This is a genomic window from Arthrobacter sp. 10T413_2 (genome assembly GCF_056394205.1).
Window position 1 is genome coordinate 1 of record NZ_JBFTHK010000035.1, and the last position, 19,000, is coordinate 19,000.

Sequence of the window (19,000 nt, forward strand, 5' to 3'; positions counted from 1 at the left end):
CCCTGAGCCACTGGCTGCACCTGCTTAAGCGACTGCTGCCCGCCGTCGTCGTGGTGGTGCTCGCCGTACTCGCCGGCACCTGGGCCATCCTGCCTCAGAGCCGCTGGCCGGACATCCTCGATCAGGCGTGGGCCTCCCTGCTGTACCGGCAGAACTGGCTCCTGGCCGACAGCGCCGTCGACTACTATGCCCAGGACCATTCGGGCGCGAGCCCCCTCCAGCACTTCTGGTCGCTGTCGATCCAGGGACAGGTGTTCGTGCTCTGGCCCCTCGTGTTTGCCGGCACGGCTCTTCTTTCCCGACTGCTCCGGCGCCGGACCGGCAAGGACCCCGCCMTGCTTAGTTACCGGTCCCTGCTGACCGCGGCCTTCGGCGCCATCTTCGCCGTGTCGCTCGTCTACTCGATCCAGCAGACCACCACCAACCAGGCCCACGCCTACTTCGACACCGGCGCCCGGCTCTGGGAATTCGCCCTCGGCTCCCTCCTGGCCCTCGCCCTGCCATATTTGAAGCCCGGCAGGATCCTGCGCGTCGTGCTGGGCTGGGCCGGCCTGGTGGCCATGCTGTCCTGCGGGCTGCTGCTGACCGTGGACCGTTCGTTCCCCGGCTTCATCGCACTGTGGCCCACGCTGGCCGCCGCCGCGATCATCACCGCCGGACAAAGCGGCAGTCGCTTCGGCGTGGACCGTCTCCTGACCTRGAAACCGCTGGTGTCGCTGGGAGACAACTCCTATGCGCTCTACCTCTGGCACTGGCCGCTGCTGGTCCTGGCCCTTGCCGGGGCGGGCATCACGGCGCCGAACCTTGTCCAGGGGCTGTGCATCGTCGGCGTGTCCATCGTTTTGGCAGTGCTCACCACCMGTTTCGTCGAGAAGCCGCTGCGCGAATGGCACTGGCCGAAGCGCCGTGCCTGGCGCACCGCCGTCGTGATTGCCGCCTGCGGTGCCCTGCTGGCAGGTCCGGTCGCGGTCTGGCAGAGCAGGCTCGTGGCCGACGAGGCCGCGGCGGCGTCCCAGCCCAAGGAACTGACGCCCGGCGCGGCCGCCCTGGCCCCGGAAAACGCCGGCAAACCCACCCCGGACGCGAAGATCATCCCCGCGCCGGCGGMGATGAAGAATGAGTGGGCCGACATCGACGGGCTGTGCACGGACGAGAACGTCCCCAGCGACCCCCTGCTGCAGGGCTGCCTGCAKAACAACAAACCCGAGAAGGTAACGAAGCGGATCGTGGTGCTCGGCGACTCCCATGCCCAGCAGTACATGGCGGCGCTGGGCCCCATCGCGAAGAGCCACGGCTGGGAAGTCGTCACGCTCCTGAAAGGCAACTGCCGCTTCGGCGGGGAGTCACCGGAGCGGGACGCGGACTGCAACGCCTTCAACAAGGCCAGCGCGCAGTACGTCCTGGACCACCACCCCGACGCCGTCTTCACGGTCGCGTCCCTGACCCACAAGGAAGCGCCGTTCGAGACCGAGGTGCCGCAGTACCTTGAAGGCATCAAACCCTTCACCGACGCCGGCATGGACGTCGTGGGGATCCGCGACAACCCCCGCTTCAACATCAACATGCCCGAATGCGTCCAGAAGAACGGCGAGGGTGCCGCGGAGTGCAACGTGCCCGAGCAGGAGTCGCTCGCGGGGTCCTCGCCGCTGGACGCCTACCGTGGCAAGGTGCCCGGCCTGCACCTCATGGACATGAGCGATTTCATCTGCGCGAACGGGATCTGCCCCGCGGTCGTCGGCAACGTGTACGTCTACAAGGACGACAACCACCTGACCAAAACCTACGTTCAGACCATGATCCCCATGTTCGAACAGCGGCTCCTGGCCGCCACCGGCTGGAAGTAGGCCCCCCCGCCGGGCCGGCACCGGGAGCCCCCGGCGGCCGTCCGGCATGGGGCGGCTCACATTGAAGGCGCACATTACCGCCCCGGAATATGGCTATCGCCGCCAAGGTTCTACTATTTATTCAACCCTTCTGCACAGACCAGACCCGTAATGACTGGCTGGTCATCTGTTGCAACCCCTACCCGTGAACCCCGTAACCCAAGGTAAGAGGCGCACTCATGACCCAGCCCGAACACAACCCCTTCGGCTTCATCGGCCTGACGTACGACGACGTCCTGCTCCTGCCCGGCCACACCGACGTGATCCCCTCCGAGGCGGACACGTCCTCCCGGATTTCCAAGCGCATCACGGTCCAGACCCCGCTGCTGTCCGCCGCGATGGACACTGTCACGGAGTCCCGGATGGCCATCGCCATGGCGCGCCAGGGCGGCCTCGGCGTCGTGCACCGCAACCTTTCCATCGCCGATCAGGCCGACCAGGTGGACCGGGTCAAGCGCAGCGAATCCGGCATGATCACCAACCCCCTGACCATMKGCCCCGAGGCCACGCTGGCTGAGCTCGACGAGATCTGCGCACGCTACCGCGTCTCCGGGCTCCCGGTGGTGGACGAAGGCAACAGGCTGCTGGGCATCGTCACCAACCGCGATACCCGGTTCGTGCCGGAATCGGACTTCCCGCTCCGGCTGGTTAGCGACGTCATGACCAAGATGCCGCTGGTCACCGGGCACGTCGGCATCAGCCGCGAGGAAGCCTCGCACAAGCTGGCCACGAACAAGATCGAGAAGCTCCCGCTCGTTGACGAGCAGGGCCGGCTCCAGGGCCTCATCACCACCAAGGACTTCACCAAGGCCGAGCAGTACCCGCTCGCCACCAAGGACGAGGCGGGCCGCCTGCGCGTCGGCGCGGCCATCGGCTTCTTCGGCGACGGCTGGGAGCGTGCCATGACGCTCGTTGACGCCGGTGTGGATGCCCTGTTCGTGGACACCGCGAACGGCCACTCCCAGGGCGTGCTGGAAATGATCCGCCGGCTCAAGGCCGAGCCCGCCGCGGCGCACGTGGACATCATCGGCGGCCAGGCCGCCACCCGCGAAGGTGCCCAGGCCCTGATCGACGCCGGTGCCGACGGCATCAAGGTCGGCGTCGGCCCCGGTTCCATCTGCACCACCCGCGTGGTTGCCGGCGTCGGCGTCCCCCAGATCACGGCCATCTACGAATCGGCGAAGGCGGCGATCCCGGCCGGCGTCCCGCTGATCGCCGACGGCGGCCTGCAGTACTCGGGCGACATCGGCAAGGCGCTGGTCGCCGGTGCCGACACCGTGATGCTCGGCTCGCTCCTGGCCGGCTGCGACGAATCCCCGGGCGAGCTGATCTTCGTCAACGGCAAGCAGTTCAAGAGCTACCGCGGCATGGGCTCCCTGGGCGCCATGCAGACCCGCGGCAAGAACACCTCCTATTCCAAGGACCGCTATTTCSAGGCCGACGTCTCCGGTGATGACAAGCTCATTCCGGAAGGCATCGAAGGCCGGGTCGCCTACCGCGGTCCGTTGTCCTCGGTGGCGTACCAGCTGGTCGGCGGCCTCCGCCAGACCATGTTCTACACCGGCGCCCCCACCGTCGCCGAGCTCAAGGCCCGCGGCAAGTTCGTCCGCATCACCGCGGCCGGACTCAAGGAATCGCACCCGCACGACATCCAGATGACCGTCGAAGCCCCGAACTACGGTTCGCGCTAAGACTCTCCGCTGTGAAACGGGTCAGCCCGCCGAGACTGCAGTTTCGGCGGGCTGACCCGTTTGTGGGCGCCCGGCTTCACCCGGGGCGGCGCCGCCCCACCGGTGCCGCACCCGCAGTGTCCGTACCCACCACCTCCGGGTCCCCGGAACTAGGCTGGAGGCATGTCCGAACTCCTGCCCGCCCGCGAGCCGAAACGCAAGCTTGCGCTGAAGCCCTACGCCCGCGCCGTGGCGCAGGTTCTGCGGGTGAGCTTCCAGGCCTCACCGGCCGCCGTCGTGATGAAAGTCCTCGGATCGCTGATCTCGGCGCTCCTGCCGCTCGTCACCACCTACTTCGCCGCCCTGACCACGACGGCGCTGGCCGCCGCGTACGCGGGCAACGCCGACGCCGGCCGTCAGGCCATCATTTACGTCATCATCACCGCGGCCCTCGGGCTCTTCTGGGGCGCGTTCAGCAGCGTGGACCGCTACATCCAGCAGCTCATGAGCTTCCGGGTCGGCGCGATCGTCGGCGATCTGATGTACGAGCGGTTCCTCACCCTGGACTTCTGGCGCTACGACGACAAAGAGACGGTGGACCTGTACGACCGCGCCAAGCGCTTCTCCGATTCCTACGCACGGGTCCTTGACCGGATCGCCGCGATCTTCACCCAGCTYGTCTCGGTGCTTCTCGCCATCGGCGCGCTGCTGCTGGTCAGCTGGTGGATCGCAGTGATCGTCCTGATMGCGATCGTCCMCAGCGTCTACCTGCAGTTCAAACTCTCCCGCGAACAAATCGCGCACTGGARCACGCAGGTGGACTCGCGCCGGCAGCGCAGGATGATCGAAACCAACCTCCTCCGCCCGCAGCACATMGCCGAGATGCGGCTCTACGGAATCGTCGGCTACCTGATGGGGCTGCGCTCCAGGCTCCGGGACGCCGACGAGAAGCGCCGGCTGGACTTCCAGAAGCGCTACATCCCCAAACAGCTCGCGGCCGATGCCCTGCAGTACGGTGCCGAAGTCGTTTCCCTGATCTGGGTGGTCGGCCAGATCATCGCCCGCGCCCAGCCGGTGGGGCAGTTCCTCTATGTCCAGCAGATTGTCAKTCGCGCCCTGTCCACGGCCAACAGCCTGGTCTCCTCGCTCAGCTCGATCGACGAGGACCTGGCGAATCTCAAGGACTACGAACTGTTCATGGCACTGCCCGTGCATTCCAGCCATGCACCGCCGCTGTTGGAGGCACCGAAGACTGTGGAACTGCGGGACATCCACTTCACCTATACCKGCAGCGACCTTGAAGTCATCCGCGGAATTTCAATGACCATCCGGCAGGGCCAGCACGTCGCCATCGTGGGCGAGAACGGCGCGGGCAAGTCCACCCTGATCCGCATTCTGGCCGGCCTCTACCGGCCCGATTCCGGCCAGGTGCTGCTCGACGGCGTCGACCTCGCCGCCGTCGACGTCAAGTCCTGGCACCGGCACCTGGCGGTGCTCAGCCAGGAATTCCTGAAATACGAGTTCGCCACCGCGGCGGAGAACATCTTCTTCGGCGACGTCGATTTGCCCCGCGATKACGGCATGATCCGCCGGGCCGCCGCGGATGCCGAGGCCCTGGAGTTCATCAACAAACTGCCCAACGGCCTGGACAACCATGTCAGCAACTGGATGGAGGATCCGCGCGGACGGAAGGGAAGCGGGCTGTCCGGCGGGCAGTGGCAGCGCCTGGCGATGGCACGGAACTTCTACCGCAACGCAGCGTTCATGGTGATGGACGAACCGACGTCGGCCATCGACGCGCTGGCCGAACACCGGATCTTCACGAGGCTCTTCGCCGACCGCGGCAGCACCATCATCGCCATCAGCCACCGCCTGGCCACGATCGAGAAGGCCGACGTCGTCTACATGCTCGAGGACGGCCGGATCGTGGAACAGGGCACGCACCGCGAGCTAGTGGCCCTGCGCGGCCGGTATTTCCGGATGTTCGAATCCCAGCTGACCGTCCCGGACACGGAGGACATCAGCGGAGAGTGACGGGAGCGCCTTCCACAGTGGTGCGCACGCGGGCTATGCCCGGTTCGGGCGGGACGCTGCTGAAGCCGAAACCGACGGCGGGCAGGACCTTTGCCAGCGTGCCGGCGTCGACCCMGTCCCAGGTGACCGTCGCCGCGTCGATGCGGTGGAGATCGGTGACGCCGTAGTACTCGCGCCGACCGCCCCCGGCGGTGCCGGCAGTGCGCACCCCGGGGCTGAGAAGTCCCGCGAGGGGRCTGACGGCGCGCAGCCAGCCCGGGTGCACGGCCAAGGGYCGGGGGATGAGCCGTGCCGMCGTGCCGAGCGAGGTCCGGGCGCCGAGGGCAGCCTCCAGCAGCAGGTGCCCGGCGTCCACCGTCAGCGTTCCGCCGGAGTGCCGGACGGCGATGTCCACCACACGGGTTTCATCGAAGCTGTAGACGGCGGCGATGAATMCTGCCACCTCTGCCGTGGGGGCCAGCAGGATGCGCCGGCCCGAGGGTAGTTCCACCATAGCGTCGGCGAAACTGCCGAACGGGGACTCCTGCCAGAGCCCCACCACGGCACGAAGTCCCGATGCCGTGCCGATCCCGGCGATGTGCCCGTCGAAGATCCACCGCATACCCATGCGGCCACCTTACGTCGGCAGCGGTCGTTGCGCTGCCGTGCGGGACACRTTCACGGGGAAAACCGCGCCCTGGGATAACCTAGAGCAGTGACTTACGAGATTGAGATTGGCCGAGGCAAGCGTGGGCGCCGTGCCTACTCCCTGGATGACATTGCGATCGTCCCCAACCGTCGCACGCGTGACCCCAAGGACGTATCCGTCTCCTGGCAGATCGATGCCTACAAGTTCGACATGCCGGTCATCGCGGCACCGATGGATTCGGCCATGTCGCCGGAAACCGTCATCGCCCTGGGCCGCCTCGGCGGGCTCGGAGTCCTGGACCTCKAAGGCCTGTGGACCCGGTACGAGGACCCGCAGTCCGTCCTGGACGAAATCGCGGTMCTCGCGGACGAGACCAACAGCCCCGCTGTCACCCGACGCATGCAGGAGCTCTACCAGGCGCCGATCCAGCCCGAGCTGATCACCTCGCGCCTGGCCGAGATCCGCGCCGCCGGCGTCACCGTTGCAGGCTCCCTCACCCCGCAGCGCACGCAGGAACACTACAAGACCGTGGTGGCTGMCGGCGTCGACATCTTCGTCATCCGCGGAACCACCGTCTCGGCCGAACACGTCTCCAAGGACCACGAGCCGCTTAACCTCAAGCAGTTCATCTACGAACTCGACGTCCCCGTGATCGTCGGCGGAGCGGCCGGCTACACCCCGGCCCTGCACCTCATGCGCACCGGCGCCGCCGGCGTCCTGGTCGGCTTCGGCGGGGGAGCCACCACCACCACCCGCCGCGCGCTTGGCATCCATTCGCCCATGGCTTCGGCCATCTCCGACGTCGCGGCCGCCCGCCGGGACTACATGGATGAATCCGGCGGACGCTACGTGCACGTGATCGCCGACGGCGGCATGGGCACCTCCGGTGACATCGTCAAGGCCATCGCCATGGGCGCCGACGCCGTGATGCTGGGCAGTGCCCTGGCCCGCGCCGAGGAAGCACCCGGCAAGGGCTGGCACTGGGGCCAGGAAGCCCACCACCTCGAACTGCCCCGCGGCGACAGGGTCAACGTCGGAACCGTCGGTCCGCTCGAGGAAGTCCTGTTCGGGCCGGGCCACCACACCAACGGCACCTCGAACCTGATCGGTGCGCTGCGCCGTTCGATGGCGACMACCGGCTATTCGGACCTGAAAGAGTTCCAGCGCGTCGACGTCGTCGTCTCGCCGTACGCCGGGAACTGAACCCCACGCTGGCAGGGGATTGKCCCTGCCCATCCGGAAGACTTGGACGTAGTCTGGTGCCCTACGAGGTTTGATCCGGATGGAGGCGTGACATGAACAGTTTTCCCGGCGGTTCTCCCGTGKCCGGAGGTGCGCTCGGCCCCGCAGAGCGCGATGCTTCGATCGCGCTTCTGAAGGGCACGGGCGACCCGGGCAAGGAACTTGACATCCTGATCGTGGGCGGAGGAATCGTCGGCGCCGGCGCCGCCCTGGACGCCATCACTCGTGGGCTCAGCGTCGGCATCGTCGAAGCMAACGACTGGGCGGCAGGCACCTCCTCCCGGTCCTCCAAGCTCATCCACGGCGGCCTGCGTTACCTGGAGATGCTGGACTTCGCCCTGGTCAAGGAGGCGCTGCACGAGCGCGGGCTCATCCTTTCCGTCCTCGCCCCGCATCTGGCCCGGCCGGTGCCGTTCCTTTACCCGCTGACCAAGCACTTCGTTGAGCGCCCCTACGTCGGTGCCGGGATCGCGTTGTACGACGTCATGTCCATCACGGGCGGACACAGCCGCGGCGTTCCGTTCCACAAGCACCTGACCCGCCGCGGGACCCTGCGGGCCGCGCCGAGCCTGAAGGATGACGMCTTCGTAGGCTCTATCCGGTACTACGACGGCCAGGTGKACGACGCCAAATACGTTGCCAACCTCGTCCGGACCGCGGCATATTACGGCKCGCACGCGGTTAACCAGATGTCAGTCGTGGCCTTCCTGCGCGAAGGTGAGCGCGTGGTCGGCGCCAAGGTGGTCAATCACGAGGACGGCTCGAGCTTCAACATCCGGGCCAAGCAGGTCATAAACGCCACCGGGGTCTGGACAGACGAGACCCAAGCCATGGTGACGGACCGCGGACAGCTCAAGGTGCGAGCCTCCAAGGGCATCCACCTCGTGGTACCCCGTGACCGGATCCAGTCCACGGTGGGGCTGATCCTGCGGACCGAGAAGTCCGTGCTGTTCGTCATCCCCTGGGGCCGGCACTGGATCATCGGAACCACGGACACCGACTGGCACCTCGACAAGGCCCACCCGGCAGCCTCCAGCAAGGACATCGACTACCTGCTGGAACACGTCAACAAGGTCCTCAAGCGGCCGCTGACCCGGGAGGACGTAGAGGGCGTCTACGCCGGACTACGCCCGCTGCTGGCCGGGGAAAGCGACTCCACCGCCAAGCTCTCCCGCGAACACGTAGTGGCCCACCCCGTGCCGGGGCTCGTAGTAGTAGCCGGCGGGAAATGGACCACCTACCGGGTCATGGCCAAGGACGCCGTCGACAAGGCAACGCGCAGCATGGACGAGCGTGTCCCGCCGAGCTGCACGGAGTCCATTCCGCTGCTGGGAGCCAGCGGTTTCAAAGCCGCGTGKAACAAACGGAACCGGATGGCGGAGGAGACCGGCGTCCACGTGGCCCGGATCGAACACTTGCTCAACCGTTACGGCGCCATGGCCCCGGAGGTGTTGGCCCTCATCGYCAGCAACCCGGAACTGGCCGAGCCGCTGCCGGGCKCGGATKACTACCTCGCCGCCGAGGCCGTCTATGCTGCCACGCACGAGGGCGCCCGCCACGTCCAGGACGTCCTGACGCGCCGCACCCGGATTTCGATCGAGGCGTGGGACAGGGGTGTGTCCGCCGCTCCGGTAGTAGCTAAACTAATGGGAGACGTTCTCGGCTGGAGTGATGCGCAGCGCGAGGGCGAAATCAAGCACTATCTGGCCCGGGTTGATGCCGAGCGCCTGAGCCAGCAGCAGCCGGACGACGAATCCGCCGATGCCGCACGGTTGGGCGTGGAGGATATCGTCCCCTTCCGCTGAGACTCAGCTCCGGCMGGCAGTGCGGACCACAACGCTAGTCAAATGACTGTCGGCCGGCGTGCACTGACGCCACTTCGAAGGGACATCTCTTGGCGGAACCACTGGACCGGTACGACGCCGAGCTCACCACGCCGGAGATGGTGATCCTCGAACTGGACGCCACGGACAAGCTCGATGCCACGTCCCAGCTCGCAGAGCGCATGTATGAGGCTGGGCGCATTTCCGATCTCGAGGGCTTCCTCAAGCAGGTCAACGCCCGTGAGCACCAGCTCGCCACCGGGCTGCCCGGCGGTGTGGGGCTGCCGCACGCCCGCAGCGAGCTCGTCTCGCAGACCTCCATCGCCGTCGGCATCACGAAATACGGCAGGGCACTCGACTTCGGCGCCGCTGACGGCCCGGCCACCGTGATTCTGCTCATCGCCACGCCGGCGAGCTCCTTTTCCGACCATCTCGAAGTGCTCGCGACCCTGGCGCGCTCATTGTCGAAGGAATCCTTCCGCGAGTCGCTCCGCCGGGCTTACGACCCMGAAGTGATCGCAGAACTCATCAATTCCAGCTTGGTGTTCTTCGACCACTAGGGATTGGGGCGGGCTCTTTCGTGTCGGCTTCGTCGCCATGCAGGGACCGGCTGCCCCGCTCTTGGGGCGGGCCTTTTCGTGTCGACTTCGTCGCCATGCAGGGACCCGGCTGCCCMACTCTTGGGGCGGGCCTTTTCGTGTCGACTTCGTMGCCACGCAGCGACCCTGCTGCCCCACCGGCTTTCCAAGGGGCACGGCGCGTGGCCGTTGCACCGGGCGCACGTGACCCTGCTGGAGGATCAATTGGTGCGCGCTGCCGGCATTGAGGTCGGCAGGCCGCCGGAGTCCGTGCTCTTCTCGCCCGGAGTGCGCACGCAGTTTGGCCGGCCACGGGTCCTGAATCGCGCACCCGGACCCGCGCGCTTTGACCCGATGGCCCTGAAAAGTTGGCGGCCGGGAAACCGGTCCGCGGCAACAACGGGTTCGCGCACGGTTCCCGCGAAAACTGTCACACCCCCGGAGGAGACTGGTTTCATGGAAGCCGCCAGGGATTTCATTCCGTTCGGGGACGACGGGCAGGGCACKGATCGGTGCACCGGTCGCGCTGCAGGTTGTGGTGCGGATCCCGGCACGGACCGKGACACGAGTCACGGTACGGATCCGGCCCGTCGGTCGGGKGTGGATGTTGCGCTGGCCGCGCTGGAGGCTGTGGGTTCGACGGCGGTTCAGGATGCGGCGTTGTGGGATTTCCGGGCCGCGGCGGATTTCGCCGGGCGGGTGGAGGAGCTCTCGCGCACGATGGAGTATCTGCAAGTCGTGGCGGCCGGCGCGGTGGACCGGACCAGGACGCAGGCCTCCCCGGCAGCCGGGGCGGGGGCCGGCACGTCGTGGACGACGGGCTGGCGCGACGACGCCCCCGGAACCGCCGCAGCTGAGGCTTTGCCCGTTTCAGCGGCTTCGCCCGATGCGCTGGCCGGGGAGGGTGTGCCGTTGGATGCGGCCGGTGACGCGGCGGTGGTGGATGACGGGTATCGGAACACGGCGGAGTTCCTGCGGGCGCGGCTGCGGATCGGTGCGCCGGAGGCCAAGCGCCGGCTGTCCCTGGCCGGGGGTGTGCTGCCGCGCCGGGGACTCACCGGCCAGCCCGTCCCGGCGGTGCATGCGGAGCTTGGTGCGGCGGTCGCGGCCGGGGAGGTCGCATCMCGGGCCGCGACGATCATCACGGCGGCGCTGGCGAAGGTCCGGCACGTCTGCGACGCCGGATCCTTGGCCCGGATGGAGCACGCCCTGACGCGCACGGCCGCGGAAAACGACGCGGACTTCCTGGCCCGGGTCGCCCGGGGCTGGGCCGATGCGCTGGATCAGGACGGTGCCGAGCCGTCCGAGGAGCTGTTGCGCCAGTTGCAGGGCGCGTTCATCCGGCGCCGGCGTCACGGCCTGCACCATCTTGAGATTTTCGCGACCACCGAACAGTTCGAGTACCTCCTCACGGTCATGAACACCGGCACCAACCCCCGCACCGGCACCACAAACGCTGCCGGGACTACGAGAGCCGCCGCCTCTGAGGGCTCGGCCGCTGGCGCCGCTTCTGAGGGCCCCGCGGCCGGCGCYGARGGCTCCGCCACCGGTGSCGCYGCCTCTGATGGCTGGGCCGCGGATGCAGAGACTGTCGCCGGCCACGGCTGGGCGGTTGATGCCACCCGCGGTGGCACTGCGGCCTTTGCTGGCTGGGCCGCAGGTGCCGGGGCTGCGGCCGTTCACGGCCGGGTAGGTGATGCCACCGACGCTGAGGCCACGCCCGCTTCTGCTGGCTGGGCCGCCGAGCCTGCCGGCACGGCTTTCGCCGTGGGGTGGGCTCCCAGTGCGGCCGCCGGCGAGTGGCCGGTCACGAATGCCGGGGCCGGCGTGTCGGCCTGTGATGCCCGGGTCAGCGGCGTGTCGACTCTTGCGGATGCCCAGGCYSCSACCCCGGCCCCGGRGRATCATKCCGTTCCGGAYGACGCYCCCGCMGSAGCGGGGCAGCCGGTGTCGGGGGAGGATCCGGGGGCGGAGCGGCTGGATCATCGGTCCCGGGCCCAGCGGCTGCTGGACGGCCTGGTCGGTGCCTGCGGGATCGCCCTCGCGACCGGCGGCCTGCCCGCCGCGGGCGGGCTCCGGCCCCAGGTCATGGTCACCATCGATTACCGGGACCTGCTGACCCGGCTCGGCACCGCACCCGACGGCATCACCGCCGGTCAGGCAAGCACGACCTGCGGGGCGGACGAAACCGGTGCGGCCGGTCAGGCCGGCCGGCCAGGCGCGGGGGGCGAAGCCGGTGAGGCCGCCGGCCAGAGCGGCCCGGCAGAAGCTMAGGAAACGGCCGGTGCGGCGTTTCGGCCCGCGGGAGCGGTGCAGGAAACGGGATCGCTGCTGTTCACCGGACCCGTCACCGCCTCCACGGTCCGGAAGATCGCCTGCGACGCCGACATCATCCCSGTCYTGCTCGGGGGTGAGGGACGGATCCTGGACATCGGCCGGGCGTCCCGGATCTTCCCGCCTCACCTCCGCAAGGCCCTCATCGCCCGGGACCGGGGCTGTGCCTTTCCCGGCTGCACCATCCCCGCGCCCTGGTGCGAAGCCCACCACATCAGCTACTGGTCCCGCGGCGGAACCACGGGCGCGGAGAACGGCGCCCTGCTGTGYTCCCATCACCAYCACCTGATCCACAAAGAGGCGTGGACCATCCGGCTCCGGGCCGGGGTTCCCTGGTTCATCCCGCCACCCCACATCGACCCCGGCCAGAAACCCCGCCGCAACCACTACTTCACCCCCGCCCCACTCACCCGGGCCGCGTAACCGCGGCCTGGACAGAGACGGCATGATCGCGGCGATGATGCCGGCCGTGGCATCACGGACCCGGCAGAGACGGCAGGGCCCGCGGCCGTCCGCGGTGGCCACGGCCCCATGACGGCGACCCGGTTGGCGATGGCGGCTCCTCATGACGCCCGCACAACCGAGTCCCGCCCGGTTGCCAGGCCGCCTCACCACGGCCGCATGACGGCGGCCCGGACGGTTTAATGAAATGGCCCTCCCGCGCGCTCGGTGGACGCGGCGCGCCGCGGGCAGTCACCGGAAATCCTGCTTCAGTTTCACKGGTACGCGCGGCGTCCGGAGGAGTAAAATTCCTTCCGGGGGGCGGGCCTGGAAAGAGAATAGCCATGCTCAAGGATCAGCAAGTCGGCGCTGTGCTACCGGCGGCGGACATCGCCCGTGCACGGGGTTTCTACCGCKACAAGCTCGGGCTCGAACCCGACAACCCGGATGCCGAAGACAACCTGCAGTACACGTGYGGCGGCGGAACACGGTTCCTCCTGTACCAAACGCCTAACGCCGGCTCCGCCAAGAACACGCAGATCGGCTGGATGGTCGACGACCTGCCAGCTGCCGTTGCGGAACTCCKGGCCAATGGAGTCGTCTTCGAGGAATACGACTTCCCGGGCCTGAAGACTGAGGACGGAATTGCCTTTACTCCGGACGGGAGTTCGGCCGCATGGTTCCTGGACACCGAGGGCAACATCTTAAGCCTCAACCACATGGCGTAGTCACTACTCCACGGAACCTTGGGATGGCGCTTGCCGAAAGAGAGATTGCCGGACGTTGATGCCGGACGCCAATCCCTCTGGCCACGCCGGGCCCGGCGACGGCGCCCGAGCTTATGGATCGAACGCAAAGCCCGATGGTAAGGAGCGAGCACAAAGCCCGGTCGGGCMGCGAAACCGCGGCCCGACCGGGCTTTGTGTGGTCAGACGGCTACGCGTCCGTCCCGGCCGAGGTCCCGGCCGAGGTCCCGGCCGGGGTCCCGGCGGAGGCCGCAGGCGCGGCCCCGGCCTCCGGTTCCTCGGACCACGCCATGCTGGGGCCAATGGCGTCGATGGCCTGGGACAGGGGGATTCCCGAACCGTCGCGGCGGCCGTGCTMGCCCGGGAGGGAGCGCGCCACGCCCGCCGAAGAGGAAGCCTTGGCGGKACCGTGGCCGGCCCAGCCGAGGAGCAGCGTGTCCTCGCCCTTGAGGAAGCGGTGCGCCCGCACTCCAGCCGTGGCCMGGCCCTTGGCCGGGTATTCGGCCAGCGCAGTGACCTTGGCAGCCCCGGGGGCGGTGCCCGGCAGGGCGCCTTCGGTCCCAGCGATGGTCACGACGACGGCGGCGGCGTCGGCGGCGTTGGCGGTCCCGAAGAACAGCACCCGGTCCCCGCCAGCCAGCTTGATTCCGGCCATGCCGCCTGCGGTCCGGCCCTGCGGGCGGACGGCGGATGCACTGAAGCGCAGCAGTTGGGCCTGGCGCGTGATGAAGACGAGGTCGTCGTCGTCGGACCCCGCGGACGTAACACCCACCACGGTGTCCTTGTCCTTGAGCGCGATCACTTCCCAGTCCTCGCGGTTCAGCGGATAGTCCGGCTGCACCCGCTTGACCACGCCCTGGGCGGTTCCGATTGCGAGGACCTGGTCCAGGGGAACGAAAGCCACAAGCGACTCGCCCTTGAGGAGGGTGATGAAGCCCTTGGCCGGCACGCCGCCAGCCATGTTCGGAGTGCCCGACGTCGGCGGGAGCACGGGCATGTCCATGACCTGGAGGCGCAGCATGCGTCCCTGCGACGTCACGGCCGCGATCTCGCCGCGGGCTGATGTCTTGACCACGGAGGAGAAAACGTCATGTCGGGTCCGGGGACCTGCCTCGGCCAGGCTTTCCTGGTTGGACGTGCGGGCGATCTGACCGGACGCCGTGAGGATGGCCCAGCAGGGATCGTCCGCGATCTCGAGCGCCAGCGGCGCCGCCTTGCCCTTGGCCCCGGGGACGGCGCCCGCGGCGGCCGCGACGGTGGGGGAGACGGCCTCGGATTCCAGCAGCACCGTCCGTCGCGGTGTTCCGTACTTCTCCGCGATCTCGCCGAGTTCGTCTGAGACGAGGCCACGCAGCAGCGCGGGGGAACCCAGGATGGCCTCGAGCTCGGCGATTTCCCGGCGGAGCTCMTCCTGCTCCTTCTCCAGTTCGATCCGCGAGTACTTGGTCAGCTGCCGCAGCCGCAGTTCCAAGATGTAGTTGGCCTGGATCTCGGTGAGGTCGTAGATGGACATCAGCCGGGTCCGGGCCGCGGCAACCTCGTCGGAGGACCRGATGATCTGGATGACCTCGTCAATGTCAACAATCGCGATCAGGAGGCCCTCGACCAGGTCCAGGGGGTCCTTCTTCTTGCCCAGCCGGAAGGCCGTGCGGCGGCGTACAACGTTGATCCGGTGGTCCACATAGACCGAGAGCAGCTGCAGCAGCCCMAGGGTCTGCGGCTGGCCGTCCACGAGCGTGACGTTGTTGATGCCGAAGGAGTCTTCCATCGGGGTGTAGCGGTAGAGCTGCTGGAGCACCGCATTGGGATTGAAGCCGTTCTTGAGCTCAATGACCAGGCGCAGGCCGTGCTTGCGGTCCGTGAGGTCCACGATGTCGCTGATGCCGGTGAGCTTCTTGCCGTTAACGGCGTCCTTGATCTTCTCGATCACCTTCTCCGGCCCCACCATGTACGGCAGTTCCGTGACCACCAGGCCGGTGCGCCRGGCCGAGAGTTGCTCGATCTCCACCTTGGCGCGGGTCTTGAAGGAGCCGCGGCCCGTGGCGTAGGCGTCGCGGATGCCGTCCAAGCCCACGATCCGGCCGCCCGTGGGCAGGTCCGGGCCGGGGACGAACTTCATGATGTCCTCGAGCGTGGCGTCCGGGTTTTCKATCAGGTGCCGCGCCGCGGCGATGACCTCCACGAGGTTGTGCGGGGCCATGTTCGTGGCCATGCCGACGGCGATGCCCGTGGCGCCGTTKACCAGCAGGTTGGGGAACGCGGCCGGGAGTACGTCCGGCTGGGTCAGCTRGTTGTCGTAGTTGGGAACGAAGTCGACGACGTCCTCGTCGAGGTGGTCCGTGAGGGTCAGGGCCGCAGCCGCCAGCCGGGCCTCCGTGTAGCGGGGTGCGGCCGGGCCGTCGTCGAGCGAGCCGAAGTTGCCGTGTCCGTCGATCAGCGGCAGCCGGAGGGAGAAGTCCTGCGCCATGCGGACCATGGCGTCGTAGATCGCCGCGTCGCCGTGGGGGTGGAGCTTGCCCATGACCTCGCCCACGACGCGGGCGCTCTTGACGTGGCCCCGGTCCGGGCGCAGCCCCATGTCGCTCATCATGTACAGGATGCGGCGCTGCACGGGCTTCAACCCGTCGCGGGCGTCCGGGAGGGCCCGCGAGTAGATCACCGAATAGGCGTATTCGAGGAACGAGCCTTCCATCTCGGACGTGACATCAATATCGACGATGTTCTCTACGAATATTCCTGCGGAATCTTGGCTGGCGTCCCCTGCCGGGGGCGTGGTTTGGCGGCGTGCCATGGGGCTGGTGGGTCCTTCTGAGGGGGTGCTGAACGGGTACTGCGTAAGTTTATGACTAGGCTAAGCCTATGGTGGATCAGCCCTCGGACGGCGTATATCCGGAATATTGGGAAGCCGATGTTGTCCTGCGCGACGGCGGCACAGCACATTTGCGCCCCATCCACCCCTCCGATGCGGACGCGGTCCAGGCCTTCCATGTGGGCCAGTCCCAGAAGTCCATCTACATGCGCTTCTTCGCCTTCAAGTCCCGGCTGACCGGCAAGGAACTCAAGCGCTTCACCGAGGTGGACTACAAGGACCGGGTGGCCCTGGTGATCACCATCGGCGGCGAGATCCTGGGCATCGGCCGTTACGACCGGCTCAACGACCCGGAGGAGGCCGAGGTCGCCTTCAACATCGCCGACGCCCACCAAGGCCGCGGGATCGGCTCGATCCTGCTGKAACACCTCGCGGCCGCCGCCCGCGAAAACGGGATCCGCAAATTCAGCGCCGAAGTGCTCCCGGAAAACCGCAAGATGCTCATGGTGTTCTCCGACGCCGGCTATGACGTCAAACGGCACTTTGACGACGGCGTGGTCAGCCTCGAGTTCAACATCGATCCGACGGACAAATCCAGGGCCGTGATGGAATCCCGCGAGCACCGCGCCGAGGCCCGCAGCATCCAGGAACTGCTGGCCCCGTCCTCCGTGGCCGTGATCGGGGCGAGCCGCAAATGGGGAACCGTGGGCTACCAGTTGCTTGAGCACATCATCGAAGGCGGGTTCCATGGCCCGGTGTATGCCATMAACCCGGAGGCCCTGGAACTGGCCGGGATGCTCTCCTTCGCCCGGCTCTCCGAGGTGCCGGGTCCGGTCAAGCTCGCCATCATCGCGGTCCCGTATGACGAGGTCCCCAAGGTCGTCGAGGAATGCGGCGCCGCCGGCGTGAAGGGAATCGTGGTCGCCACCGCCGGGTACGGGGACGACGGCGAACGGGGCCTGGCCCGCCAGCGCGAACTCGTGCGGCAGGCCCGCGCCAACGGCATGCGCGTGATCGGGCCGGCCTCGTTGGGCATCGTCAACACCAACCCGGCCGTTTCCCTCAACGCCTCGATGGCGCCCGCGCTGGCCCGCCGCGGCGGCCTGGGGCTCTTCAGCCAGTCGGCCGCCATCGGCGTAGCCCTCTACGCCGCTTCCAGCCGCCGCAGGGTGGGCATCTCGACTTTCCTCTMCGCCGGMAACCGCGCCGACGTCTCCGGCAACGACCTGATGCAGTATTGGGAGGACGACGCCGACACCACGGCGGTGGGGCTTTATCTGGAATCGATCGGCAACCCGCGCAAGTTTTCCCGGCTGGCGCGACGCCTGGCCCGGACCAAACCCGTGATTGTGGCCAAGTCCGACGCCATGGGCCTGAACTTGCCGCCCGGGCACGCCGTCCGCACCACGCAGGCACCCCCTGAAGCCCTGGACGCCATGATGCGGCAGGCCGGTGTGATCCGGGTCKAGACCATCGAGGAGCTCATGGATGTCGCCCAGATCGTGTCCAGCCAGCCGCTGCCGAAGGGCCCCGGCATCGCCGTCTTCAGCAACTCGCGCSCCCTTGGCAAGGTGGTGGCGGACAGCGCCGCCGGGCAGGGGCTCGGCGTGGACCGGATCGTTGCCGACGTCGACCTCGACTCCGGCATGTCCCGCGCGCTGCCAGCCCTGCGGCGGAGCCTGCAGGAAACGCTGACGTCGGACACGGTGCACGCGGTGGTGGTGGCGCTGCTTCCGGCGCGCGGCCTCACTGTCGAAAAGATCGCCGGTGTGCTGGCGGAATGTTCCGCGGCTGCCGGCAAGCCGGTGGTTTCCGCGTTTAGCGGAATCCTTGATCCTTCCATTTACGTGGAGGGCATGGTCGGCGCGGAGCCGGAGCGGCCACAGCAGGCTCTGCTCACTCCGCYGGTACCCTGCTACTCCAACCCCGGCACGGCGGTGGCGGCACTGGCCGCCGTCGTGCGTTACGCCCAGTGGCTGGACCGGGACCAAGGCCTGTTCGTGAAACCCGAAGGCTGCCACCCGGACGCCGCCCGGGAAGAGCTGGAACAGCTGCTGCACAACGTGGGCGGGGAGCAGCTCGTGCGGCTGGACCAGGACACGGCCGCGCGGCTGCTGGGCCACTACGGCATCCGGGTGGTTCCGTCCGTCGGGTTCGAGACGGTGGAGGAGGCCGTCTCGGCGGCCGAGGGGCTCGGCTGGCCGGTGGTGCTGAAGACCACGGATCCCGCCCTGCGGCACCGGCTGGACCTCGGCGGCGTGCGGCTGGACATCCAGGATGCCGATTCGCTGCGCCGCAACGTACTGGAGATGCGGAAATCGCTGGAACGGTACGGCTCTCCGTCTCTGGAAGTACAGACGATGGTGCCGGTGGGGCAGGCCTGCACCTTCCGTGCCATCGAGGATCCGTTGCTGGGGCCGGTGATCTCCTTCGGCCTGGCCGGAGACGCCGTGAACCTGCTCGACGACTGGGCCCACCGCGTGCCGCCGCTTTCCGGTTCCGACGTCCACGACTTCGTCCKGGCGCCCCGGGCCTCGAGGAAACTGTTCGGGTACCAGGGCCTTCCCGCCGTCGACGTTGCGGCGCTGGAGGACCTCGCCGMCCGGCTCACACGGCTCAAGGACAACCATCCTGAGGTCGCGCTGGTGCACTTTAACCCCGTCCTCGCCGGGCCCGACGGCGCGTCCATCCTGGCCGCCGACGTCAGGATCGCCAATGCCGCCCAACGGACGGACACCGCGCGCCGCGCAATGCGCACTTAGGCCCGCGCCCCCGTCCCCGAAGCCCTTGTTCCGGACCGCGCAGTTAGCAA

General features: G+C 68.1%; 11 protein-coding genes. 9 read left to right on the forward strand and 2 right to left on the reverse strand.

The genetic code is table 11. The features are described from left to right. The 3 genes from AC1DBQ_RS08220 to AC1DBQ_RS08230 all read left to right on the forward strand — a co-directional run. On the forward strand, positions 1–1,844 hold a 1,844-nt coding region (locus AC1DBQ_RS08220), incomplete at its 5' end, for an acyltransferase family protein (RefSeq protein ID WP_476928032.1). Positions 1,845–2,062: 218 nt separating this feature from the next. Beyond that, a complete protein-coding gene (gene guaB / locus AC1DBQ_RS08225; RefSeq protein WP_476928033.1) occupies positions 2,063–3,574 on the forward strand; it encodes an IMP dehydrogenase in 1,512 nt (503 codons plus the stop codon). A gap of 162 nt (positions 3,575–3,736) precedes the next feature. Beyond that, positions 3,737–5,587, forward strand: a complete 1,851-nt coding sequence (locus AC1DBQ_RS08230; protein WP_476928034.1) for an ABC transporter ATP-binding protein — start codon at positions 3,737–3,739, stop codon at positions 5,585–5,587. On the opposite strand, the gene AC1DBQ_RS08235 is transcribed toward AC1DBQ_RS08230, so the two are convergent. Continuing rightward, positions 5,574–6,194, reverse strand: coding sequence for a hypothetical protein (locus AC1DBQ_RS08235; RefSeq protein ID WP_476928035.1), 621 nt, complete (start codon positions 6,192–6,194; stop codon positions 5,574–5,576). The genes AC1DBQ_RS08230 and AC1DBQ_RS08235 overlap by 14 nt on opposite strands. 87 nt (positions 6,195–6,281) lie before the next feature. Here AC1DBQ_RS08235 and AC1DBQ_RS08240 point away from each other — a divergent pair, with 87 nt between their 5' ends. From AC1DBQ_RS08240 to AC1DBQ_RS08260, 5 genes are all read left to right on the forward strand, one after another. Next, positions 6,282–7,418: a GuaB3 family IMP dehydrogenase-related protein gene (locus AC1DBQ_RS08240; RefSeq protein ID WP_476928036.1), complete on the forward strand. Its 1,137-nt coding sequence runs from the start codon at positions 6,282–6,284 to the stop codon at positions 7,416–7,418. Positions 7,419–7,510: 92 nt separating this feature from the next. Beyond that, positions 7,511–9,262 (forward strand): glycerol-3-phosphate dehydrogenase/oxidase, encoded by a 1,752-nt coding sequence (locus tag AC1DBQ_RS08245; RefSeq protein WP_476928037.1) that lies wholly within the window; start codon positions 7,511–7,513, stop codon positions 9,260–9,262. An 89-nt stretch (positions 9,263–9,351) separates the two neighbouring features. Next, positions 9,352–9,840 carry a PTS sugar transporter subunit IIA gene (locus AC1DBQ_RS08250; RefSeq protein ID WP_091252102.1) on the forward strand — a complete coding sequence of 163 codons (489 nt, stop codon included), beginning with the start codon at positions 9,352–9,354 and terminating at the stop codon, positions 9,838–9,840. A gap of 678 nt (positions 9,841–10,518) precedes the next feature. Continuing rightward, positions 10,519–12,615 carry an HNH endonuclease signature motif containing protein gene (locus AC1DBQ_RS08255; protein WP_476928038.1) on the forward strand — a complete coding sequence of 699 codons (2,097 nt, stop codon included), beginning with the start codon at positions 10,519–10,521 and terminating at the stop codon, positions 12,613–12,615. 362 nt (positions 12,616–12,977) lie between these two features. Further along, positions 12,978–13,361: a VOC family protein gene (locus tag AC1DBQ_RS08260; protein WP_476928039.1), complete on the forward strand. Its 384-nt coding sequence runs from the start codon at positions 12,978–12,980 to the stop codon at positions 13,359–13,361. Positions 13,362–13,569: 208 nt separating this feature from the next. On the opposite strand, the gene AC1DBQ_RS08265 is transcribed toward AC1DBQ_RS08260, so the two are convergent. Further along, positions 13,570–16,170: a DNA gyrase/topoisomerase IV subunit A gene (locus AC1DBQ_RS08265; RefSeq protein WP_476928040.1), complete on the reverse strand. Its 2,601-nt coding sequence runs from the start codon at positions 16,168–16,170 to the stop codon at positions 13,570–13,572. Positions 16,171–16,238: 68 nt separating this feature from the next. Here AC1DBQ_RS08265 and AC1DBQ_RS08270 point away from each other — a divergent pair, with 68 nt between their 5' ends. Beyond that, a complete protein-coding gene (locus AC1DBQ_RS08270) occupies positions 16,239–18,950 on the forward strand; it encodes a bifunctional acetate--CoA ligase family protein/GNAT family N-acetyltransferase (protein WP_476928041.1) in 2,712 nt (903 codons plus the stop codon). Positions 18,951–19,000 lie beyond the last annotated feature (50 nt).